Origin of the sequence: Amycolatopsis kentuckyensis (assembly GCF_002155975.1) — a bacterium.
GTDB classification, from domain to species: Bacteria; Actinomycetota; Actinomycetes; order Mycobacteriales; family Pseudonocardiaceae; genus Amycolatopsis; species Amycolatopsis kentuckyensis.
The window spans coordinates 19,338-40,791 of the sequence record NZ_MUMI01000056.1 but is presented as its reverse complement, the minus strand read 5'-3'; the positions used below and the strand labels follow the sequence as shown (position 1 = coordinate 40,791).

General features: G+C 73.8%; 19 protein-coding genes. 8 read left to right on the top strand and 11 right to left on the bottom strand.

Annotation, left to right across the window (positions count from 1 at the left end; translation table 11 throughout):
- The 4 genes from CCN39_RS05940 to CCN39_RS05925 all read right to left on the bottom strand — a co-directional run.
- The coding region (locus CCN39_RS05940) for a type I polyketide synthase (RefSeq protein ID WP_086839142.1) at nucleotides 1–4,665 on the bottom strand (4,665 nt) is incomplete at its 3' end.
- A gap of 31 nt (nucleotides 4,666–4,696) precedes the next feature.
- A complete protein-coding gene (locus tag CCN39_RS05935; protein WP_086839140.1) occupies nucleotides 4,697–5,803 on the bottom strand; it encodes a class I SAM-dependent methyltransferase in 1,107 nt (368 codons plus the stop codon).
- A gap of 31 nt (nucleotides 5,804–5,834) precedes the next feature.
- Nucleotides 5,835–7,253, bottom strand: coding sequence for a HAMP domain-containing sensor histidine kinase (locus tag CCN39_RS05930; protein ID WP_086839138.1), 1,419 nt, complete (start codon nucleotides 7,251–7,253; stop codon nucleotides 5,835–5,837).
- 10 nt (nucleotides 7,254–7,263) lie between these two features.
- Nucleotides 7,264–8,394 carry a PucR family transcriptional regulator gene (locus CCN39_RS05925; protein WP_086839136.1) on the bottom strand — a complete coding sequence of 377 codons (1,131 nt, stop codon included), beginning with the start codon at nucleotides 8,392–8,394 and terminating at the stop codon, nucleotides 7,264–7,266.
- 461 nt (nucleotides 8,395–8,855) lie between these two features.
- Here CCN39_RS05925 and CCN39_RS05920 point away from each other — a divergent pair, with 461 nt between their 5' ends.
- Both CCN39_RS05920 and CCN39_RS05915 read left to right on the top strand, forming a co-directional pair.
- Nucleotides 8,856–10,010 carry a PucR family transcriptional regulator gene (locus CCN39_RS05920; RefSeq protein ID WP_086839134.1) on the top strand — a complete coding sequence of 385 codons (1,155 nt, stop codon included), beginning with the start codon at nucleotides 8,856–8,858 and terminating at the stop codon, nucleotides 10,008–10,010.
- Nucleotides 10,011–10,083: 73 nt separating this feature from the next.
- A complete protein-coding gene (locus CCN39_RS05915; RefSeq protein WP_244210634.1) occupies nucleotides 10,084–10,791 on the top strand; it encodes a response regulator transcription factor in 708 nt (235 codons plus the stop codon).
- A gap of 63 nt (nucleotides 10,792–10,854) precedes the next feature.
- Here CCN39_RS05915 and CCN39_RS05910 read toward each other — a convergent pair whose 3' ends face one another.
- Together CCN39_RS05910 and CCN39_RS05905 are read right to left on the bottom strand one after the other, a co-directional pair.
- Nucleotides 10,855–11,121 (bottom strand): hypothetical protein, encoded by a 267-nt coding sequence (locus tag CCN39_RS05910; RefSeq protein ID WP_086839131.1) that lies wholly within the window; start codon nucleotides 11,119–11,121, stop codon nucleotides 10,855–10,857.
- 67 nt (nucleotides 11,122–11,188) lie between these two features.
- The gene (locus CCN39_RS05905; protein ID WP_086839129.1) at nucleotides 11,189–11,455 is read right to left on the bottom strand and encodes a hypothetical protein; all 267 of its coding nucleotides are present in this window, start codon (nucleotides 11,453–11,455) and stop codon (nucleotides 11,189–11,191) included.
- Nucleotides 11,456–11,738: 283 nt separating this feature from the next.
- Here CCN39_RS05905 and CCN39_RS05900 point away from each other — a divergent pair, with 283 nt between their 5' ends.
- Complete coding sequence (locus CCN39_RS05900) at nucleotides 11,739–13,208, top strand: sensor histidine kinase (RefSeq protein WP_086839127.1); 1,470 nt, start codon at nucleotides 11,739–11,741, stop codon at nucleotides 13,206–13,208.
- 28 nt (nucleotides 13,209–13,236) lie between these two features.
- Here CCN39_RS05900 and CCN39_RS05895 read toward each other — a convergent pair whose 3' ends face one another.
- A complete protein-coding gene (locus CCN39_RS05895; RefSeq protein ID WP_143263961.1) occupies nucleotides 13,237–14,718 on the bottom strand; it encodes a gluconokinase in 1,482 nt (493 codons plus the stop codon).
- A gap of 17 nt (nucleotides 14,719–14,735) precedes the next feature.
- Complete coding sequence (locus CCN39_RS05890; protein WP_208630155.1) at nucleotides 14,736–15,617, bottom strand: aldo/keto reductase; 882 nt, start codon at nucleotides 15,615–15,617, stop codon at nucleotides 14,736–14,738.
- A gap of 216 nt (nucleotides 15,618–15,833) precedes the next feature.
- Between CCN39_RS05890 and CCN39_RS05885 the strand changes: the two genes are divergently transcribed.
- Both CCN39_RS05885 and sbnB read left to right on the top strand, forming a co-directional pair.
- Nucleotides 15,834–16,883 carry a helix-turn-helix domain-containing protein gene (locus tag CCN39_RS05885; protein WP_086839123.1) on the top strand — a complete coding sequence of 350 codons (1,050 nt, stop codon included), beginning with the start codon at nucleotides 15,834–15,836 and terminating at the stop codon, nucleotides 16,881–16,883.
- Between the two features lie 25 nt (nucleotides 16,884–16,908).
- Nucleotides 16,909–17,943 (top strand): 2,3-diaminopropionate biosynthesis protein SbnB, encoded by a 1,035-nt coding sequence (gene sbnB, locus CCN39_RS05880; protein WP_086839121.1) that lies wholly within the window; start codon nucleotides 16,909–16,911, stop codon nucleotides 17,941–17,943.
- 7 nt (nucleotides 17,944–17,950) lie between these two features.
- On the opposite strand, the gene CCN39_RS05875 is transcribed toward sbnB, so the two are convergent.
- Complete coding sequence (locus CCN39_RS05875; protein WP_143263960.1) at nucleotides 17,951–19,030, bottom strand: PucR family transcriptional regulator; 1,080 nt, start codon at nucleotides 19,028–19,030, stop codon at nucleotides 17,951–17,953.
- Between the two features lie 465 nt (nucleotides 19,031–19,495).
- Between CCN39_RS05875 and CCN39_RS05870 the strand changes: the two genes are divergently transcribed.
- From CCN39_RS05870 to CCN39_RS05860, 3 genes are all read left to right on the top strand, one after another.
- A complete protein-coding gene (locus tag CCN39_RS05870; protein ID WP_158104484.1) occupies nucleotides 19,496–19,774 on the top strand; it encodes a winged helix-turn-helix domain-containing protein in 279 nt (92 codons plus the stop codon).
- 134 nt (nucleotides 19,775–19,908) lie between these two features.
- A complete protein-coding gene (locus CCN39_RS05865) occupies nucleotides 19,909–20,256 on the top strand; it encodes a hypothetical protein (RefSeq protein ID WP_143263959.1) in 348 nt (115 codons plus the stop codon).
- A gap of 190 nt (nucleotides 20,257–20,446) precedes the next feature.
- Nucleotides 20,447–20,725, top strand: coding sequence for a hypothetical protein (locus CCN39_RS05860; protein ID WP_244210633.1), 279 nt, complete (start codon nucleotides 20,447–20,449; stop codon nucleotides 20,723–20,725).
- A gap of 70 nt (nucleotides 20,726–20,795) precedes the next feature.
- On the opposite strand, the gene CCN39_RS05855 is transcribed toward CCN39_RS05860, so the two are convergent.
- Nucleotides 20,796–21,071, bottom strand: coding sequence for a hypothetical protein (locus CCN39_RS05855; protein ID WP_086839114.1), 276 nt, complete (start codon nucleotides 21,069–21,071; stop codon nucleotides 20,796–20,798).
- Nucleotides 21,072–21,108: 37 nt separating this feature from the next.
- Nucleotides 21,109–21,384, bottom strand: coding sequence for a hypothetical protein (locus CCN39_RS05850; RefSeq protein WP_086839112.1), 276 nt, complete (start codon nucleotides 21,382–21,384; stop codon nucleotides 21,109–21,111).
- Nucleotides 21,385–21,454 lie beyond the last annotated feature (70 nt).

Sequence of the window (21,454 nt, the reverse complement as noted above, 5' to 3'; positions counted from 1 at the left end):
GTACCCGGCGGCGCGGCGGTACTCGGGACCGGTCCGCCGGTGCTCCAGCGCGGCCACGCAGTCCGCGAACGTCGTGGCCGGCGGGGGAAGCTCGGCGTCGGGGTCCTCGTAGAAGGCCCGCAGCTCGCGGTCGACGACCAGGTAGCTGGCGGAGTCGCAGACGAGGACGTCGACCGAGAGCAGCACGCGGTGTTCGCCGTTCGGGAGCCGGGCGACGTGGGCCTCGATCAGCGGCCACCGGTCCGGGGCGGCGACCCGCCGGGAGAGGCGTTCGCGGAGTTCGCCGAGGCCCTGCTCGGTGACGTCGTGGACGGGGATCCGGTAGGTGGGGACCTCGGGCAGGACGAGGTTTTCGCCATCGGGGGTGACGACCGAGCGGAGCATTTCGTGGCGCGCGATGACGCGGTTCCAGGCGCGCTCGTAGCGGTCGAGGTCGAGGCCGGCGGCCTGGTGTTCGAGGTAGAAGTGGCAGGCGACCTCGCCGAGGCCGTAGCCCGCGGTGCGGCCGACCCGGTAGGCGTGCTGGACGCGGGTGAGCGGGAAGGGGGCGCCGGGGACGCGCGTTTCGGCACCGCGGCCGCCCTCTCCGGCAGCCCGCAGCCGCCCCGGGACGCGCACCTCGGCAGCGCCGCGGCCACCACCGGCCCCCTCGGCCGCCGGGGCCACCAGCTCCGCCAGTCCCGCCACCGTCGGCCGGGCGAGCAGGTCGCGTAGCCGCAGCGTGATGCCGTGCTCGTCGCGCAGCCGGGCCAGCACCCGCGTTGCGAGCAGCGAATGCCCGCCCAGGGCGAAGAAGTCGTCTTCGCGGCTCGTCACCTCGCGCCCGAGCGTCTCGCTCCACAAGTCCGCCACCAGCCGCTCGGCCGCGTTCTCCGGCGACGGGCCGCCCGCTGCCGCCCGGATCGTCCGGGTCGGCAGGGCCCGCGACCGGCTGCCGAGTTCCGCGGGCGATACCGCGACCTGGGCCGGAGGGGCGTCCGCCGCCGCCAGCCGCAGCAGGGCCGCGAGCGCGTCGGGCGCGTCGAGGGCGTGGCGCATGGTCAGCTCGGCCGCCGATTCGCGCTCGGCCGCCGTGCCGAAGCGCCAGCGGTCCCAGTCCACCGCGAGCCAGGTCGCCTGCGCGTCCCGCATCGCGTGGGCGAAACCGTCCACGAACCGGCTCGCCGCCACATACGCCCCCAGCCCGAACCCCCCGATCGTGCCCGCGGCCGACGACATCAGCAGCACCGTCCGCACCGGCAGTCCCTCGACGGCCGTCCGCAGCGCCACCACCCCGGCCACCTTGGGCGCCAGCGACCGCAGCACCGTCTCGGAGTCCACTTCGGACAGCGTGGCCAGCTCGACGACGACCGGCGCGTGCACGACCAGGTCGATCCGGCCGTGCTCCTCGACCACCCGGCCGAGCAGCGCCGCCAGCGCGGCCGCGTCGGTGACGTCCAAGGCTTCGACCTGCACGCCGGGCACCGGGCGCGGGTTGCGCGACGCGAGCACGACGTGCGCGGGCCCGTCGGACAGCAGCCGCGCGGCGAGGGCACGGCCGACGTTGCCGAGCCCACCCGTCACGACGACGACCGGTTCGGCGGGCAGCGACCCCAGCGGCCCGGGCCGCCACGACTCCCACTGCCGCAGCCACCGCCTCCCACCGCGCAACGCCAGCTCCTGGGCGTTCTCGCCGGTCAGGAGGTCGGCGACCTCGGCGAGGACGGCCCGTGCGCCGGGCTCCCCGGTGACGTCCAGGGTGCGCCAGCGGACGTCCGCTTCCTGCCCGAGCACCCGCGGCAGGCCGCGGACCCCGGCCGCGACCGGGTCGACGTCCTCGGTCCCGACGACCGCCTCGCCGTGCACGGTCAGCTGCAGCACCGGCAGATCGCCGAGGTCCCGGTAGGCCAGCACGACGTCGGCCAGCCGCCGCATCTCGTCGCCGGAGCCGCCCGGCGGGCACACGACCACGGCGACCGGGTCGCCGTCACCCGAAGCGAGCCGCAGGGCGTCCGCCCACGGGCCCTCCCCCACGACCCGCACAGCCGGCGTCGCGGCGGGCAGCGGCGGAAGCTGCCGCCACACCGGCAGTTGCAGGGGCTCGCCCGGGCTCGCGTCGTCGATGACGCGCGGCGCCGGCTCGACCCAGTACCGCTCGCGCTGGAACGCATAGCCGGGCAACGGAACCCGTCGTCGTCCCGGCTGGTGCGGAGCTTCGGGCGAGACGTCGGCGCCGAGGGACCACAGGCGGCCGAGCGTGTCGAGCGCCGCAGCCCGGGCGTCGCCGCCCTCGTCGGGGCGCGGGAACGTCGTGACCGACGGCCCGCGGCGCGCGGCCAGGGAGGCGAGCATCCCGCCCGGCCCGATCTGGACGAGGACGGCGCCGCCGTCCAGCGCGGTGTCCAGGGCCTCGGCGAAACGCACGGTGCCGCGCAGGTGCCGGACCCAGTGCTCCGGGTCGGCCGGGTCGCTCCCGATCAGCGTCGTGACCAGCGGAATCTCCGCCGGTCGCGGGGAAAGCCGGGCCGCCACCGCGCGCAACGCGGGCATCGCGGGCTCGACGAGCCGGGAGTGCGCGGCGACGTCCACCCCGACCCACCGCGCGCGGACGCCGTCGGCCACGAGTTCGTCGCGCAGCCGCTCGACGTCGGCGCGGGCGCCGGACACCGCGCAGGCGTCCTCGGCGTTGACCGCGGCGAGGTCCAGCCCCGGGTGCCGGGCGAGGAGACGGCCCACCTCGGCCTCGCCCAGCGGAACCGCCAGCATGGCGCCGCCGGCGAGCCCGCTCATCAGCCGCGAGCGTTCGGCGACCAGCCGGGCGGCGTCCGCAGGGGACAGCACGCCCGCGACGACCGCCGCAGCGTACTCGCCGACGCTGTGGCCGAGCACGGCGTCCGGCCGCACGCCCCAGCTCTCCAGGAGCCGGGCCGTCGCGACGGACGCGGTGAACAGCGCGGGCAGCCCGAGGCCCGGGTCACGCGCCGCCCCGTGCGCCGGGTCGAGCAGCACGGCCCGGACCTCGGCCGGGAAGAACGCGGCCAGCTCGTCGACGGCGTCGGCGAACACCGGTTCGTCGCGGTGGAGACCGGCGGCCATCCCCGCGTACTGCGCGCCGCCGCCGGGGAAGCCGAACACGATGCGGGGCGCGCGGGTGGCGACCGAGGCGACCGGTGCCGCGAGCACAGCCGCCGCGGCGTCCTCGCCCGGCGCGACGGCGACGGCGGCCCGGACCGGGAACTCCTTGCGCCCCACGGCGAGCGTGTGCGCGGCGTCGGCGAGGTCGCCCGGAAGTTCCTCGGCCAGCCGGCGGGCCGTCGCACGGCAGGCCTCGGCGGTCGCGGCCGACACGACGATCAGCTGCGCCCGGTCGTCCGTGGTGGACGACGCCGGTACCGGGGCCTGTTCCAGCACGACGTGGCAGTTCGTCCCGCCGATGCCGAACGAGCTGACCCCGGCGCGGCGCGGGCCGTCCGCGGTCCACGGCTCGGTCTCGGCGACGATCCGGAACGGCGAGCCGGCCAGGCCCAGCTCCGGGTTCACCGGGCCGCTGTGCAGCGACGCCGGGATCGTGCGGTGCGCCAGGGCGAGCACAGTCTTGAGGAACCCGGCGATGCCGGCCGCGGAATCGGCGTGCCCGATGTTGCCCTTGACCGAGCCGAGCCCGCACCACGGCGCGCCGGCCGGGCCGAACACCCGGCGCAGCGCCTGGACCTCGATCGGGTCGCCGAGCACGGTGCCCGTGCCGTGTCCCTCCACATAGGACACGTCGGCGGGGTCGACGCCCGCCACCGCCAGGGCTTCGGCGATCGTGCGGGCCTGGCCGTCGGCCGAGGGCGCGGTGAACCCGGCCCGGCGGGCCCCGTCGTTGGCCACCGCCGAGCCCAGCAGGACGGCGTGGACGTGGTCGCCGGTCGCCAGGGCGTCCGCGAGCCGCCGCAGCACGACCACGCCCGCGCCCTGGGTGAACACGGTGCCCCGGGCGGCCGCGGAGTAGGGCCGCGTCACGCCGTCGGCCGAGAACGGCCCGTCCGGCACGTGCAGGTAGCCGCGGCCCTGGGGCACCCGCAGCGAAACGCCGCCGGCCAGCGCGGTGTCGCACTCCCCCGCCAGCAGCGACTGCGCGGCGACGTGCACCGCGACCAGCGAGGTCGCGCAGGTGGCGCCGACCGCGATCGCCGGGCCGGTGAAGCCGAACCGGTGCGCGGTGCGCAGCGGCAGGTAGTCGGCGACGTTGCCGGTGTGCAGCTGGAGGCTGCCCGCCGGGTCGGCGCCGCCGAGCGGGTCGAACCGGTGCGCGAGGTTCGTCGCCAGGTACGCCGAGAGCGCGGCCCCGGCGAAGGTGCCGACCACGCCCGCGTCGCGCCCGCCGGCGTGCCCCGCGTGCTCCAGCGCGTGCCACGCCGTTTCGAGGAAGACGCGCTGCTGCGGGTCGAGCAGCTCCGCCTCGGCACCGGACAGGCCGAACGGCGCGGGGTCGAACCGGTCCTGGTCGTCGATCAGGCCGCCGACCGGGACGTAGGACGGGTTGCGCCGCAACGATTCCGGGACTCCGCGCGCCGCGAGGTCCGCGTCGCCGAACCGGGTCAGTGCTGCGCGGCCCTCGGCGAGCAGGCGCCAGAAGCCGTCCGCGTCGGGCGCACCGGGGTACCGGCAGGCGAAACCGACGACGGCGAGGGGTTCACTCATCAACCATTCCTTGGGGCAGTGGGAGAGGACGTCAGACGCGGCCGACGAACAGGTACTGGCCGATCCGGCCGAGCGGATGGCCGGGCGGCGGGAGGCAGGCGGTGGTGGCGAAGCCGGCCGCACGCAGGGCAGCCAGCCATTCCTCGCGGCTCGGGAAGATCCGGTCGGTGCCCCGGCGGAAGTCGGCGAAGTCCGCGTCCGGGTCGGTGGCCGGGGGTGACATGAGGAACTGCATCGAAGTCAGGAGCTGGTGGTGCTCGACGGTGGTGTCGACGAAGACCAGCGCGCCCCCGGGCGCGATCAGCTTCCGCAGTCCGGCGAGGACTTCGCCCACGTGCCGCGCGTTGTGGAGCACGTTCGCCGCGAGCACCACGTCGAACGACTCCGGCGGGTGGCCCTGGGCGGCGAAATCGCCGTTGACGTCGAAGAGGCCGTAGCGGATCCAGTCGTGGGCGGCGAAGCGTTCCTTCGCCGAGGACAGGAAGAACCGCGAGACGTCGGTGAAGTGGTAGTCCGGCCGGTGCCCGGCGAGCGCGGGCAGCACCACCGCGCTCGTGCCCCCGACGCCCGCGCCGATCTCCAGCACCCGCACCCCCGGGCGCGCCAGCTCCGCGACCACCGCGGCGGCCGCGGCGTTGGCGTACCGGCTGGCCACGTTGCGCTGGTAGACGTCGTCGGCGACGTCGAGGTCGCCGTCGGCGAACAGCAGCGCCTGCAGGGAGACTTCGTCGCGCAGCAGCTCCGGCAGGTGCGAGACGGAGAGCTGGAAGAACCGGGCGAGGCCGGACCCGTGCTCCAGGCCCCGCGCGGCGGCGTCGAGCTCGGCGCGCGCGGCCTCGACCTCGGCGGCCCCGGCCGGCCGGGACAACCGGTACCGGCCGTTCTCGGCCACCGCGAACTCCTCCGCGATCAGCGCCCGCAGCCAGCGCCGGACGATCCGGCGGTGCCGCGGGGCGACCCTCGTGGCCGCGTAGATCTCGTCGAGGCGGTGGACGCCGGTGAGGCCGTGGCGCCCCAGCGTGAACAGGATCGCCTGCAACGCCACCGCGTCGAGCCGGTCCACCAGGGCCGCCAGGCCGGCCAGATCGGCACCGCCGACGGCGTGCTCGCCCGCCGCGTGCCCACTTCCCGAGATCACCTGGCGAGCTTAGATGATAATGATTTTCATTTCAATGTGCGGACTGCGGAAGACGTCCGTCGTTTCGCCGGGAAACCGGCAGCCGGACGCGGATCCAGGTGCCGCGCTCGGCCGGCCGGACCTCGACGGTGCCGGCGCAGGCCGTGACGACCGAATGCACGATGCTGAGCCCCAGCCCGGCACTGCGCCGGTCCTCGACCTGCTTCCGCGCCTCGTCACAGCGGAAGAACCGCTCGAAGACCCGCTCGCGGTCCGCCTCGCCGATGCCCGGCCCCTCGTCGACGACGTCGAGCACCGCATCCGCGCCTTCGGTCCGCAGCACCACCTCCGCGCGGGTCCCGGCCGGCGTGTGCATGCCGACGTTGGCCAGCAGGCACGACACCGCCTGCCGCAGCCACGGCTCGTCGCCGGACACCACCGGCGGCTCGCCTTCGCAGCGGTAGCCCGCCGGGTGCTCCGGGTGGGCCGCCCGGTTCGCTTCGACCACCTCGCGGCACAGCGCGTCGAGGTCGATCGGCCCGGACCGCTCCGAAGGGCCTTCGTCGATCCGCGCGAGCAGCAGCAGGTGGTCGGCCAGCGCGGTCAGCCGCCGGGCTTCGCGTTCGACCTCCACCATCGCCTGTTCGCGGGTTTCGTGGTCGGCGAGGACGCCGAGCCGCAACAGCTGGGCGTACCCGATGATCACCGTCAGCGGGGTCCGCAGCTCGTGGCCGGCGTCGGAGACGAACCGCCGCAGCCGATCGTCCGTTTCGGACAGCCGGGCGAAGGAGACTTCCAGCCGGGCGAGCATCCGGTTCATCGCGGTCCCCAGCTGGCACACCTCGGCCGGCACCCCGGTCAGGTCGACCCGGCCGCCCGGTGCGCCCGCGGTGATCCGGGCCGCGGTCGCGGCGAACGACTCCAGCGGGCGCAGCGTCCGCCGGAACAGCGAGGCCGCGACCACCATCGCGAGCGCGCAGACCACCACGTCCAGGACGGCCATCGCCCCCGCCATCCGCGCCGCGACGGCGAGCTGTTCGCCCAGCGCGCGGGCCGTGATCACGAACCGGCCGCCGTCCACCCGGTCGACGACGCCGTAGAACAACCCGAAGAACCGGTACCGCCCGTCGGCCGCGGCCGCCCGCAGCTCGGCGGCGCCGGGCACCTCGAACCCGCCGGAGCGGACCCCGGCCCGTTCGGCCACCGCGCCATCGGGGCGCAGCACCAGCACCACCCCGTCCTCGTCGGAGTTCCCCGGGGAGGTGACCGGCTCGGCGCCGGCGTAGGCGATCCGCGCGACCTGGTACATGCGGTTCGCGTCGATCAGCCGGCGGTTGCGGATCTGCTGGTACACCGCGAACCCGCCGACGGCGAGGACGTTCATCGCGAGCACCGTGACGAGCGCGACCAGCCCGCCGGTGAGCACCAGGCGGTGGCGCAGCGACCGCGGGCGGGAGCGGGCCCGGGTCATGCCGGACCGGTCACCGCGTGCCCGCCACGGCCGCGAACTGCGCCCGGACCGCCGTCGCCCGCGCGGCCGCCATCGCGACGGCCAGCACCTGCAGGCCCGCCGGCTTCACCGGGTCGTGCCCGGTCAGCTGCGCGATCCGCTTCAGCCGGTAGTCGAGGGTGCTGCGGTGCACGGTCAGCTCCGTGGCGGCCCGCGTGCGGTTGCCGTCGGCCCGGACGAACGCCCGCAGCGTCTCGGCGAGCCAGGGACCGCCGAACACCGGCTCGATCAGCCGCCGCAGTTCCGCCTCGATCGAGGGACGCCGGAGGACCGCGAACTCGACCGGGAAGTCCTCCAGCCGGTGCACGCCGGCGGGCGCGCCCGAGCCCGCCGCCAGCGCCACGACGTCGCCGGCGGTCGCCGCGGCGGCCGGGACGTCGGCCGTCCGCGCCCAGTGCGGCACGACCCAGGCCGCCGGGACCGCGGCCCGCAGTTTCACCGCCAGCTCCGGGCCGCGCCCGGGCCCGGCCTCCGGCACGAGCACGTAGCCCGCGCTCCCCCGCGCCACCGCCACCCCGCCCAGGGCGGGCAGCCGGTCGAGCGCGCGGTCGCCGCACCACACGGCGAGCACCTGGTAGGAGGCCGCCGCTCCGGGCGCACGCCGGCCGGCCAGCAGCGCCGCCGCGAGGTGCCGGCCGTCGAGCGGCACGGCCGTCCGCGACCGGGCGTGCCGGTGGAACCCGCCGGCCAGGCTGCGCGTCACCGCGTGGCCGACGCGGACGACGTCCTTCAGCACGCCCGTGGCGCCCGGCCGCGCGCCCGCCGCGCGTTCGACGGCCCAGGCCGTGAGCCTGCCGATAAGGACCAGCAGCGGGTCCAGTGACACACCCGTGGCGGCCAGCGCGCTGCCGACGCGGGCGGTCTCCTCGGCTTCGCGCGCCGACGTCCACGCCCGGTGGTCCCCGGAGGTGAGCGCGGCCACCGTGACGCCGAGAAGCCGCCGCACGACGGCTCGCGCCTCCCGGGGCTGCCCCTCGATCGCCGCGGCGACCTCCGCCCGCAGGTCGGCCGGGAGCCCGGCCACCGCCGGGAAGGCCGTCCGCGCCCAGGAAGTCCCTTCGCACCCGAAGGCCGCCTCGGCGCGGATCGAGGGGATGGTCATCGCTGCTGCCTTTCTCCGCGGACCCGCTGCCCGAAATCCTCACCACGTTATCGGTCCGACACCCGCTGTTCATTGCGCGGACACCGGAACATTCTTCGACGAAATCGAGGACCGGAATTCGCCGGAAAGCCGTGCCCACCTCGCGGATCTCCGGCCTCGATGTCCGGATCATCCCGGCACGACCGGTTCACCAGCGTAAGCTTGAGCCACGACCGGACCGGACAACGGGTGGACAACTGTCGCCCGAATCCTGGACCGGGCCAACGCGAGGATGATTCAATCGAGACACGCGTCCGCGGGTGACTTCGGGCACACTTCCTGCCCGAAAGCACCCGCGCCTTTTCCCGCAATGCCGGTTCTTGCGCGAATCGCTGAAACCTTTCCCGATGGCTCTGATTACCCGCGCCGGTCGCCCTCGCTAGATTCGGCACACCAATCCGCGAATTCACGGGGGTCATGCCATGACCACAACGCTGCGTTCCGAGCCGGGCCTCGTCGCCGCGAACGAGCTCGCCGCGCGTCTCTGGGCGGACATCGCACCGATCCTGCGCGACGTGCCGGAACCGCTCGACACGGCCCTGCACTCGCTGCTGCGGGGCGTCATCCCCCTCGTGGTGGCGGCCGCCCGCGGCGAGGATCCCTGGTCCGACGAGACGGCCACCCGGGTCCGCGCGAACGTCGCGGAGATCGCCGGGGTCACCGAAGACGTCACCCCGATCGTGGGCGTGGTCAGCGAGCTGACGACCCGGGCGCTGCAGGTGGTGATGGCCGGGGGCAGCGGGCACCCGGCCGTCTCGCCGCGGGCGGTGTCGGCGGTCGGCAGCAGGCTCGTCGCCGAGCTCCTCGCCGGCGCGCACCACACCACCACCCGGAAGCACCGCGGCCCGCTCGCCAAGGGCCGCTCCCAGCGCGCCCAGGAGCTGCTCCGGGGCGTCCGCGCCGACGCGGGCGACGACTACGACCTCGCCCCCGCCTACGCGGTGGTGGCGGTGCACTGCGCCGAGCCGCTCACCACGGCCACCCTGGTCGGCACGTTCGAACAGGTGGCGGGCGACGGCGCGCTGACCGCGCTCGGCCCGGCGGGCGGCTTCGCGCTGCTGCCGGCCGGGGACGAGGCCCGCGCCGCCCAGCTGGCCCGGCAGGCACACGCCGCGCTGCCCGGCCGGGCGGTGTGGATGTCCGCGTCGTGGCGCCCGCGCAGCGAAATCGCCTGGGGCCGGCAGGAGGCGGGCAAGGTGCTGTCCCTGGCGCTGGCCGCCGACCACCGGCCCGGCGTCTACCTGCTCGACGACCTGCTCGTCGAGTTCGCCGTCGCGCGCGAACCGACGGTGAGCGACAACCTCGTCCGGATCATCGAGCCGCTGCTGCAGCACCCCGCGCTGTTCGAGACGCTCAAGGTGCTCGTCGCGACCGACGGCAACCGCAGCCAGGCCGCGGAACGGCTGATCATCCACCGCAGCACGCTCGACTACCGCATCCAGCGCATCGAGCAGCTGACCGGCCTGCACCCCGGCAGCGTCCGCGGGATCAACGTGCTCAGCACGGCGCTGACCGCCCACGCCGTGGCGGAGCAGGCGAACCGGCCGCGCCGGGCCGTGCACCCGCTCGAGGGATAGCCCCGCACCGCACTTCCCCACCACTGTGGTCCGCGAGTTCCGCCACCGCGGCCAGCACCGAAGGAGGGCGCCCGTGCCGGGCCTGCCTGCTGAACCGGTGCCACCCGAACCGCAGCGCGGCCGCCTGCTGGTCGCCGACGACGAGGTGAGCATCGCCGCGATCCTGTTCACCACGTTCCAGTTCCTCGGCTACGACGTCGTCACGGCGAGCACCGGCCGCGAAGCACTGCGGGTGGCGGCCATCGCCGCGCCGGACCTCGTGCTGCTCGACGTGATGCTGCCCGACTTCGACGGGTTCGAGGTCTACCGGCGGCTGCGCGCGGCGGACGTCACGGCGCCGGTCCTGTTCCTCAGCGCGCGCCAGTCCACCGACGACAAGGTACGCGGGCTGACCCTGGGCGGCGACGACTACGTCGCCAAGCCGTTCGACATCAAGGAACTCGTCGCCCGGGTGGAGGTCCTGCTGCGCCGGCGCACGCAGCCCGCCGCGTCCGGCGCGCGGGTGCAGGTCGGCCGGCTCGAGCTCGACCGCGCGTCCCGCGAGGTGTGGAAGGACGGCGCCCCGGTCCGGCTCTCGGCCACGGAGTTCGACCTGCTGTGCCACCTGATGACCCACCCCGGCAAGGCGGTGTCGAAGGCGGAGATCCTGGCCGCGGTGTGGGGCCACGACTTCCACGGCGACTTCGGGGTGGTCGAAACCTACGTCTACTACCTGCGGCGGAAGCTGGGGTCCGACCTGATCCGCACGGTGCGCAACTTCGGCTACCTGATCGCGGCCTGAACACGCGCAACCGCCGGAACGAGGACGGGCCCGGCACTCGACCGGGCCCGTCCTCGGACGCGCTCAGAGCGCGCGCAGCGCCACCAGGGCGTCGCCCGACAGGTCCGCCGCGTCACCCGCGAGCCCCGGCACCTCGGCGCCGTCGAAGTGACCGCCCTGGTGGTGGGCCTTGTAGTAGTCGACCGCCTTTTCGACCGCCCAGTTGGCGACGAAGGCGGCACCGGCACCGTTGAAGGCGGCCCAGAAGCAGGACACCGGCGCGGCCTGGGTGACCATCTCCAGCGGCTGGAGGGAGGCGCCGGTGTTGGCGAAGGATTCGACCGAGTTCATTTCACTCTCCGTGTTTTCGGCAATGGATACGACCGGACCTGAGCCGGCTTCCCGGAACGGGAATCGATCAGAACCGCGCGACGAGCACGTCGAGCAGTTCGTCGCTCGAGACCTCGCCTGGCCGGCCGACGCCCTCGCACTCGGCCGCGAAGTGCCCGCCGCCGTGGTGCGCGACGTACCAGTCGACCGCCTTGTTCAGGGCGTAGTTGGTGGTGAGGCCGACGAAGGCGCCGGCGAAGGCCGGTGTGCAGAGGACCACCGGGCCGCCGAGGGACGCCAGCTCCAGTGGCTCGGGGGAACCACCGGAGTTGGCGAAGGACTCGATCTGGTTCATTCGATCCACCTTTGATCCGTGAAAAGGGTTCGTTCCGGGAAGTCGCCGAGACTGTCGCCAGCTCGACAGCAGGAAAGTACCTTCGCGCGACAGCGGACGGCATCCACCGGAATGCCTATTCCCGCAGAAGTCCGAACAACGGGCGGGCGGGTTTCGCGGAACGAGGAAGCGGCTGCCGTTTTCGGTGGTTCGCGGAAAGGTGTCCTCGGCCTGCGGAAGAACCTCACTCCAACGGGTGAACGTCTACACTGGACACACGAGTTCCGGGACGGAAAGGCCTGCCGTGACGATTCCCGAGCAGCCGCGGAGGTCACTGCGCACCAAACTCGTGGTGGCCGTGCTGACCGCGGTTTCCATCGGCCTGGTCGCGGCGCTGGCGGTCACCATCATCGGCGTCAATTCGTTCATGTACTCGCGGCTGACCAACCAGACCACGAATTACCTGCGGCTGCTGGCCGACGAACTGGCGGTCCACGCCGGCCCCGGCCGGAGGCCACCGCCCCTGGTCGCCCGCGGCGAGTGGGTGGCGCTGGTCGTCACCCCGTCCGGCGAGCTGAAGCACTACTGGGGGGTGCGGCCGGCGAAGGTGCCGACGCCGCCGCTGGAGCTGCTGCGGACCCTGGACGCGGACCAGTCGGTCGTCCGGCTGCCGGGGTCCTGCTTCCTCGGCGCGGCCACCACGCTGCCCGACGGCGACTACGTGGTGGCTGCGGTGTCCACTGAGGACTACGACCAGATCGCGCACCGGATCGTGGTCGCCGTGTCGGTGATCGTCGTGCTCGTGCTGGCCGTGCTCGCGCTCGTCCTGCTCCAGCTGTGCAAGCGGTGGCTGCGGCCGCTGGAATCGGTGGTCGGGACCGCCCGGTCCATCGCCGACGGCGACCTGTCCCAGCGCGTCGCGGTCGCCGGTTCCACGTACGAGGTGTACAGCCTCACGCAGTCGTTCAACACCATGGTGTCCCGGCTGCAGGATTCGTTCACCCGGCGGCAGCGGGCCGAAGACCGGTTGCGCCGGTTCGTCGCGTCGGCGGGGCACGAGCTGCGCACGCCGCTGTCGGCGATCTCCGGCTACGCGCAGCTGGCCCAGCTCGGCGCGCTCGACGAGCGGGACGAGTTCCAGGCCGCCATGCGCCGGGTGGGCGGCGAGACGAAACGGATGGCCGCGCTCATCGACGAGCTGCTGCTGCTCGCCGAGCTGGACCGCGGGCGGCCGTGCACCGCCGACCCGGTCGACCTCGGGCCGCTGTGCATCGACGCGGTGCACGACGCGCAGGCGGCGGCCCCGGAATGGCAGCTGCGCCACGACATCGACCCGCACCGGTCGTACCTGGTGACCGGCGACGCGTTCCGGCTGCGCCAGACGGTGACCAACCTGCTCGCCAACATCCGCGCCCACACGCCGGCGGGCACCAAGGCGGAGGTCTGGCTGTCCACGACCGGCACCGAACACCAGCTCGACATCCTCGACGACGGCCCGGGCATCGCCCCCGAGCTGCGCGAGCGGGTCTTCGAGCGGTTCTTCCAAGCGGATCCGGACCGTTCGAAGGGCAGCGGGCTGGGCCTGAGCATCGTGGCCGAGCTGATCGAGCGGCACGGGGGCACGATCGAGGTGATGCCGACCGACCGCGGCTGCTGGATCCGGGTCCGGTTGCCGGCGCTGAAGGTGCCGCCGGACGAAACCGCGGAAGCTCCGGACCCCGCGGACCGAAGCACGCCGGCCGCGGCCGGCGAGTCTCCGGCCGCATCGTCGTGAGTGTGAGGCGGGCCGGAACCCGTCTCACTCACGAGGCGCTGCGGAGCTGGGTCAGCAGTTCGGTGAGCTGCTCCCCCAGCCGCCGCGTGGCCGCGAAGTGCGCCGTCGCCAGCGGGTCCGGGAGCACGCGCCGGCCGGGAAGCCGGATTTCGGGCCGCTCGCACAGGCAGCCCAGCAGGCCGAGCCCGCGCCACGCCATGAGCGCCGCCCCCAGTGCCGGGGCTTCGCCGGCGCCGACCACCTCCAGGGGCACGTCGAGCGCGGCCGCCAGCAACGAGCTCCACAGCGGCGAACGCAGCGCCGGGCCGCTCGCGCGCACCAGCGTGATCGGCTCGGTCCCCAGCGCGTCGCGGACCGTCGCCAGCTCCCGCGCGACCCCTTCGGCCATCGCGCGGGTCATCGCCGCCCTGCCGTGTTCGACGCGCAGGCCGACCAGGGCCGCCTGGAAGTCCGGGTTGCCCCACGCCGTCGCGTCGGCCGCCGGCTGGGGGATGCCGATCAGCCCTTCCGCGCCGATCGGCACCAGCTCCGCCTCGGCCAGCAGGACCTCGATGTCGACGCCGCCGAACGACTCCGCCGCCCAGCGGGCGACCGCGTCGCCGTTGCTGAACGTCCCGCGCGAGATCCACAGCCCGTCGGCGAAGGCGTGGCACGACACCAGCTCCGAGCGCGGCGCCACCGGCCGGTCCTCGAGCACGCACAAGGCCGCCGCCGCACCCATCGAAAGCGCCGCGCACCCGGGGGACATCGCGCCGACCCCGATCTGCGCCGTGGCCGCCCCCGACGCCCCGATGACCACCGGGGTTCCGGCCGGCAGGCCGAGCAGCTCGCTCCCCGCTGCCGTCAACCGCAGCGCGGAAACGGGGTCGACCAGCTCCGGCAGCTGTCCGGCGTGCACGCCGGCGACGTCGAGGGCGGGCTTCGCCCAGTCCAAAGTGGCCGATTCCACCCACCCGGCGGCCGAGGACGTCGACACGTCGGTCACCAGCTTCCCGGTGAGCTGGAACAGCAGGAACCCCTTCAGCCCGGTCCAGCGGGCCGCGTGCCCGAAGAGGCCGGGGTCGTGTCCGGCGAGCCAGGCCAGCTTGGCCACCGGCGACGCCGGGGTCAGCGGCACCCCGGTCAGGCGGTGCAGGGCGGACCCCTGTTCGGCGACGATGCGGCGGGTGGTGCCGGCCGACCGCGCGTCGGTGGCGTTGAGCACCGGGGTGAGCGGAGCTCCCTCGGCGTCCAGGGCCAGCAGGGTCGGCATCCCGGACGTGAGCGAAAGCCCGCGCACGGCGTTGCCGAAGACCTCGCAGATCCCGGCCGCCTCGCGGACCGCCGACGCCAGCGTGTCGAGCACCAGCCACGGGTCCTGCACCGGGTCGACCGCGTGCGGGGTGGTCCGCGGCAGCGGCCACTCGACGACCTCCCGGGGGCTCAGGTCGTCCCCGGTGACGGCGACGGTGATCACCGCCGCGCCGACGTCGACCCCCAGCACCACGTCCTCGTGTCCCGCGCGCGTCATCGTGCCCCCGCCGCCGGTCAAGCGGCTTCGAGACAGCGCAGGTGCTCCTCGCCCAGCACGAGCTCGGCCGCGGCGAGGCAGTCGGTGAGCTGGGCTTCGGAGCTCACCCCGATCACGGGCCGGACCGGCGGTGTGGAAGCGAGCATCCAGGCCAGCACGACCTGGTTCTCCGACACCCCGAGGTCACCCGCCACCTTGCGCAGGGCGACGAGTCTCGCCTCGGCGCCCGGGTGGTGGTAGTGCGGCCAGAACTCGCGGTCGGGCCGCGTGTAGGCGCCCGACAGCAGCGGCGAGTAGCCCTGCACGGTCAGCCCGGGCGTTTCCCGGACGTAGGCGGCCATTTCCGGGGTCAGCACCTGCTGGACGGCGAAGGACGCGCCCGGCACCGGCTGCAGGTAACTGTGCCGCTGCTGGAGCCAGGTGACCCGGGTGCCCGCACGCCGCAGTGAATCGAGGTCCTGGTTGCTCAGCCCGATTTCGCGGACCTTCCCCGCGGCGACCAGGTCCTCGAACGCGCCGAGGGTCTCCTCCAGCGGGACGGCGGGGTCCATCAGGTGGGCGAAGCAGACGTCCACGTGGTCGGTGTCCAGCCGGCGCAGGCTGTCCTCGACCGCGGACCGGACGACGTGCGGTGCCAGCCCCTCCCAGTCCAGCAGGCTGCCGCCGGGCACCGGGCGGCCGCCGACCTTGGTGGCCAGGCGGATCCGGTCCCGGGCGCCCCGGGCCCGGTGCCAGGCGCCGATGGCGAGCTCGCTTTCGTCCCCGGTGCCGGTCCAGCTCGCGTAGCAGTTCGCCGTGTCGACGACCTCGCCGCCCCGCTCGGTGAAGACGTCCAGGACGCGGAACGCGTCGGCGCGGTCGAGCGTCGTGCCGAAGTTCATGGTTCCCAGGCAGATCACGGCACCGTTCCCTTCGAGCGTTCCGCACCTCGCCCGAGTCTGGCAGGGGAAATCCGGCCGCGGCATCCGCATCATGCGGAATTCGGTTCCGCGCGGGGTTGACGAGGGAAAACCCGAATCTGAGGAAACTTTGAGCTACGGCCCTGCCCTATCCGGTGAAGATGTCACCGGATCGGGTAAGTCGATGACCGGGTGAGAGGACAAGGGGTGAGGCCGATGAACACCAGCAAGACGATGTCCCCGCCGGCCGCGGGGGCCGACGTGCAGACACCGCGCAAGACCGTGGTGCGGCACGTGCTGCCGCTGTTTTCCGACGTGCTGTCGGACGGCTTCGTGCTCGACGTGCTGGCGGCGCGCGGTGTCGGCCACGCCTGGGCGGAGTCCGGGCGCGGCCTCGAGCGGTTGCTGGAAGCCGTGCAGAAGCTCACCGCCGACCTCGTGGACAAGGCGCTGAACCGGCCGGACCTGCGCGACGCCGGCACCCGGTGCCTCGCGGCCCAGCGGATCAGCGAGCTCGGCAACCGGATCCTGGTCGAGCTGACCCGGGGCTTCGCGGAAGCCGGCGGGCCGGCCCCGGACCACGAGGAGCCGACCCGGCGCAAGCGGGCCGAGCTGCTGCTGTCCGGCGCGGCCGTCCCGGCGCCGGAGGAGACGTACGCGGTCGTCGCGCTGGCCACGTCCGATTTGGACCCGGCCGTGGTGGACGAGGCGTTCCGCACCCACGCCGGCGAGGCGACCCTGACCCTGCTGGCCGACGGCGGCGGGCACGTCCTGCTGCCCGCGCTCGACAAAGCGGACGCCACCCGGCGCACCGGCAAGGTGCTCGACGTGCTCGGCGGAGCCGCCCGGGCCGCGCTGGTCTGGCCCGGGAGCCGCAGCCTGTCGGCGTGCCGTTCGGTGGCCGACGACATCCTCGCCGAAGCGACGTCGCTGGAGCTCGCCCCCGCGGTGCACGTCCTCGACGACGTGCTGCTCGAGTTCGCCGCCGCGCACGAGCCGGTCGTGTCCAACGCGCTGCTGAAGGTGATCCAGCCGCTGCTGGCCCAGCCGGTGCTGTGGGAGACGCTGCAGGTCCTGCTGGCCGAGGACGGCAACCGCGGCAAGGCCGCCGAGCGGCTGATCGTCCACCGCAGCACGGTCGACTACCGGCTCCAGCGCATCGGCCAGCTCACCGGGCACTCGCCGTGCACGGTCCGCGGGCTCCGCCTGTTGGCCACCGCGTCGGCCATGCACCGGCTGGCCGAGCTGCGCGGTTCCGCTGCCTGATCCCGGTGTCCCGAAAGGACCGACCTTGTCCGGACCGAGCCCGATCCCGCCGTTCTCCGTCATCACCGGCACCGACGTGCAGCGGGTGCTGACCGGCGACGAGCAGGCCGTCACCGCCGTCGTCGAGCGGGCCTACCGCACCCACGGCGCCGGCGACACGGTGAACCCGCCGTCCTACTTCCTGCGGTTCCCGGACCGGCCCGCGTCCCGCATCATCGCGCTGCCCGCATCCCTCGGCGGTGAGTCCGGGGTGGACGGTCTCAAGTGGATCGGCAGCTTCCCGGAGAACGTCCGGGACGGCATCCCGCGCGCGTCCGCCGTGCTGATCCTCAACGACCCGCGCACCGGCTACCCGTACGCGGCCATGGAGGCTTCGATCATCAGCGCGTCCCGCACCGCGGCCTCGGCCGCTCTGGCCGCCGGCTGGCTGACCCGCGACCGCGGGCGGCCGCCGCGCGTCGGGTTCTTCGGCACCGGTTTGATCGCGCGGTACATCCACACCTACCTGGCCGCGAACGGCTGGGAATTCGCCGAAATCGGGCTCCACGACCTCTCGGCGACGTCCGTCGACGGCTTTTCCGGCTACCTCGCCCGCACGGGCACCCGCGCCGAGGTCGTCCGGCACGACCGCGCCGAGACGCTGATCAGGTCCGCGGACCTGGTCGTGTTCGCCACCGTGGCGGGCACGCCGCACGTGACGGACCCGGCGTGGTTCGCGCACAATCCCGTGGTGCTGCACGTTTCCCTGCGCGACCTTTCGCCGGAAATCGTGCTCGCCTCGACCAACGTCGTCGACGACGTCGAGCACTGCCTGAAGGCGGACACCTCGGTCCACCTGGCCGAACAGCAGACCGGCCACCGCGATTTCGTGCACGGCACGCTGTTCGACGTCATGACGGGCACCGTGGCCCTGCCCGCGGACCGGCCGCTGGTGTTCTCGCCGTTCGGCTTGGGCGTCCTCGACCTGGCGGTCGGCCGCCACGTCCACGACCGCCTCGCCGCGGACGGCGGGCTGACCCCGATCCCCGGCTTCTTCGCCGACGTGACCCGCTACGGCTGACCCCGGCTCAGGAACCGGCGACCGCGTGGACGACCATCGCCGCCGCCAGTACGTGGGCGCCTCGGCTGGTGAGCGGGTTCTGGCCGGTGATCTCCTCGATGCGCCGGATCCGGTAGTCCAATGTGGAGCGGTGGATGAACAGCGCGCGGGCGGCGAGCGTCCGGTTGAAGTCGGTGCGGACCAGTGTCGCGAGCGTGCCGTGGAGGACTTCGTTGCCGGCCAGAGGGTTGATCAAGGCCAGCAGCCTCGCCGAGGACACCGGGTCGCGCACCACCGCGTGCTCCAGCACCACGTCGTCGAGGCGGTACGGCCCGGGCGGCCGGCCCGCCGCCGCGACGAGCTTCAGGACGTCCGCCGCTTCCCGGCAGGCGGCGACGAGCCCGGCGCGGGGGCCGGGCACGGTCGTCGTCCAGGGCGCCTGGCCGAACCGGCCGGCGAGGACGCCGAGCAGCGGGGTGATCCGCCGCTCGAGGCGGCGCGGGACGAGCACGAAGACACCATCGCCGATCGCCGCGCCGAGCATGCCGTCGTCGTGGTGCTCGTCGAGCAGCGCGGCCAGCCGGTCGTGCGGGACCGGCTGCGGGAACCGGGCCGCCAGCACGACGTACTCGGCTTCGAGGCCGGCGATGTCTTCCGGGGCAAGCTGTTCCCCGCGGACGAGCCGCTGGACGATGGCGCACCGGGCGGCCCGCGACGGGGCGGTCGCCACCGGGCCGCAGGCGCCGGCGAGCAGGTCGCGGACCAGCAGGTGCGCCACTTGGACGACCGAGACGACCTGGTGCGGCGCGACGGCGTCGACCACCAGCGCGGCGAACCGGCCGAGCAGGTCGGCGGCCAGGTCGGGGGTCCCGCCCGCCTCGGCGAAGGCCTGCCCGGCGATCCGGACCCGGGCGCGGCGGGCGGCCGTCGGCCCGGCGCCGCCGCCGAGGATCCGGCGGTAGGCGTCGGCGGCCTCGTCCAGCAGCGCCGACGCCGCGGGCCGGGCTCCCTCCGGCGTGACGGCGGCGAGCAGGTCGTCCGCGGAACCCGTCAGGAAATCGTCGCCCGGTCGCGCCCGGCGATTCGGCCGCTCGTCCAGCACAGTCATCCGCGTTCCCACCCGTCTCGACATTTTCGACGGTCTCGGCCGAATTGCCTGCGCGAGACCGCCTGTCCATTCCGCGTTCGGCGAAGTCCGTTCCGATGCCGCTACACAGGGTGAGCGTATCGGTGGTGATCGACGCACAGCAACGCTTGCAGGGGAATCCCTCAACAACCACGGACAAACCGGACAGATCGGTTAACAAGCAGGTCAGAGCCCTCTTTGCGGGGCCCGGCCGCCCGTCGGCCAGGCCGCCGAAGTGAATCTCCTTCGGGTTCCGGGCGCGACCGGCCTCCGGATCCTCGGCAGGAGAATTCAGTGGAATGCGCACGCGGAATCCCTTGTCGCTCCTTCCGCCGTCGGCGACACTTCTGCCCGAAAGAATCCCGCTCACCCATTCGAGGAATCATGTCCGAAGTGATCGAGCACACTCCGTCCCGGGAGCCGGTCTTGCGCGTTCAGGGGCTCGAAATGAACCTGCGGACGGGCCAGGTGCGCCATCGGGGGGAGCGCGTCCACCTGACCCCGACGGAGTTCCGGCTGCTGCGGACGCTCATGCTCAACCCGAACCGCGTCAGCCCCGGCTGGCTGCTCGAGCGCGCCCTCGGCGGCCCGGACCGCAACGGCAGGCAGGTCGGGTTCCACGTGGCCCGGCTGCGCCGGAAACTCGGGGACCGCCACCGGGTCCTGATCCGGACGGCGCACGGTGCGGGCTACCGGCTCACCGGGCGGACGGCGCCATCGGCGTGAGCCGCTTTCCCTTGCCGGCAAAGAACTCTTCGGGAGTTCGCGGATACACCCGGCCGGACGAACTCCCTAATCTTCGCAGCACGAGCGAAACCGCTCGCCAACCGAACGACCGAAAGGCCGCGTGGGAAATGAAGATGCGCACTCTGACGAAGATCACGACCGGTGTCGCCGCGACCGCGCTCGTCTGCGCCGGGCTGCTGGGTGCCGCCGGTGCCGCGGGCGCCGCCACGCAGACCGCGCCGGCCGGGGTCACCCTGCCCGGGGTCGGCAGCGTGACCCTGACCGGCAAGATCGTCTCCGTCGACGGCAAGTACGTCACCATCGTGCTCGACCGCACGAACCGCAAGATCGTCGTCACCTGGGACGAGCTGACCAAGGTCGTCGGCAACCTCAAGAAGGACGCGAAGGTCAAGGTCGTCACCTCGGCGCTGAACGAGCTGCTCGGCCTGATCAAGGCGGACGCGATCACCGTCCTCGGCTGATCGGACCACGGAAAAAGGGCCCGCGGAGATCCTCCGCGGGCCCTTTCTTCGGTGCCGGAAGGAGACCGGCCGGTGCCGGGGATCGCCTTCCCCCGGACGCGGATTCCCGTTCTCCGTCCGCGCATGGTGACCGCGCACCGCGGCGTTCTACCTTTTCCTGATCATTCCGCCGAAGAGACCGGGATCGCCCATGGACCACGAATCCCGCCCGGCGAGCACGGAGATCACCGCGCTCACCCGCCGGGCCGTGAACATGCTCAAGGCGGTCCGGGACGGCCGTGCCCAGCTGGCGCTGAGCTGCGAACCCGACCTCTACGTCGACGGAATCCCCTGCTGCGACCAGGCGACGGCGCGGGCGCTCGCCCGGCTGGGCCTCATCTCGCCGGCCCGGCCGGGACNNGTCCCGGCCGTGGTGACCGGAGCGGGCCGCCGGGTGCTGGCCACCGCGGAGGCCCGGATCGCGGGCTGACCGTCCCCCGGGCCGGACGGCACAGGGCGGGCGCACGCCGGTTGCGTGCGCCCGCCCCGGTGGCACCGGATCAGCGGCGGGAAAGTTCCTCCGCCCGTACCGACAGCAGGTCCGAAGCCGACAGCGGGTCCTGACCTGCGGCGCGGGCGTCGAGCGGGCCTTCCGTCTCCCCGAAGTGCCCTCGGTGGTAGAACGCCTTGGCGGCGAAGTACCCGATACCGGCGGCACCCAGCCCGACCGCGGCGAGGTCGACGGCGGCGGGCGTGCACGCCACGGTCGCTTCCCGGCCGCCGAATTCCAGCGGCTCGAGCGATTCGGAGAAGCCGTACTGCGCAACGGTGTTCATGACATCCTCCTGGTGGGTTCGGATTCCGGGAACGGGTTCAGCGCCGCCGGGACGCGGCGTCGTGCCGCAGGCCCAGCAGTTCGCCGACGGGGACGCCGGACGGCGAGCTCGGAACCTCGAGCTCGTCCGCTTCCCGGACGCAGCCGTGGTAGTGGCAGTTGACCCAGCCGACGCCGGCGCCCACCGCGGCCCCGAACGCGGTGGCCGCGGCGATCGCCCAGGTGCAGGCGGTGGGATCCACCGCGCCCGCGCCGAACGAAAGCGGCTCCAGCCCCCGGACCGCCGGGTCCCGCATGGACTCGATCAGTTCCATCTGTGCTCCTCTGCTCCTGGGACCACGACGATTCCCTCTCGTGGCCGCAGTCACGATAAGCAGCCCGTTC

Bases quoted from the DNA above. Each gene is read 5' to 3' on its own strand.
- CCN39_RS05930 (WP_086839138.1), bottom strand. From the start codon at position 7,253: ATGACCCGGGCCCGCTCCCGCCCGCGGTCGCTGCGCCACCGCCTGGTG.
- CCN39_RS05925 (WP_086839136.1), bottom strand. From the start codon at position 8,394: ATGACCATCCCCTCGATCCGCGCCGAGGCGGCCTTCGGGTGCGAAGGG.
- CCN39_RS05920 (WP_086839134.1), top strand. From the start codon at position 8,856: ATGACCACAACGCTGCGTTCCGAGCCGGGCCTCGTCGCCGCGAACGAG.
- CCN39_RS05910 (WP_086839131.1), bottom strand. From the start codon at position 11,121: ATGAACTCGGTCGAATCCTTCGCCAACACCGGCGCCTCCCTCCAGCCG.
- CCN39_RS05905 (WP_086839129.1), bottom strand. From the start codon at position 11,455: ATGAACCAGATCGAGTCCTTCGCCAACTCCGGTGGTTCCCCCGAGCCA.
- CCN39_RS05895 (WP_143263961.1), bottom strand. From the start codon at position 14,718: ATGACGCGCGCGGGACACGAGGACGTGGTGCTGGGGGTCGACGTCGGC.
- CCN39_RS05885 (WP_086839123.1), top strand. From the start codon at position 15,834: ATGAACACCAGCAAGACGATGTCCCCGCCGGCCGCGGGGGCCGACGTG.
- CCN39_RS05875 (WP_143263960.1), bottom strand. From the start codon at position 19,030: ATGACTGTGCTGGACGAGCGGCCGAATCGCCGGGCGCGACCGGGCGAC.
- CCN39_RS05870 (WP_158104484.1), top strand. From the start codon at position 19,496: ATGAACCTGCGGACGGGCCAGGTGCGCCATCGGGGGGAGCGCGTCCAC.
- CCN39_RS05865 (WP_143263959.1), top strand. From the start codon at position 19,909: ATGCGCACTCTGACGAAGATCACGACCGGTGTCGCCGCGACCGCGCTC.
- CCN39_RS05855 (WP_086839114.1), bottom strand. From the start codon at position 21,071: ATGAACACCGTTGCGCAGTACGGCTTCTCCGAATCGCTCGAGCCGCTG.
- CCN39_RS05850 (WP_086839112.1), bottom strand. From the start codon at position 21,384: ATGGAACTGATCGAGTCCATGCGGGACCCGGCGGTCCGGGGGCTGGAG.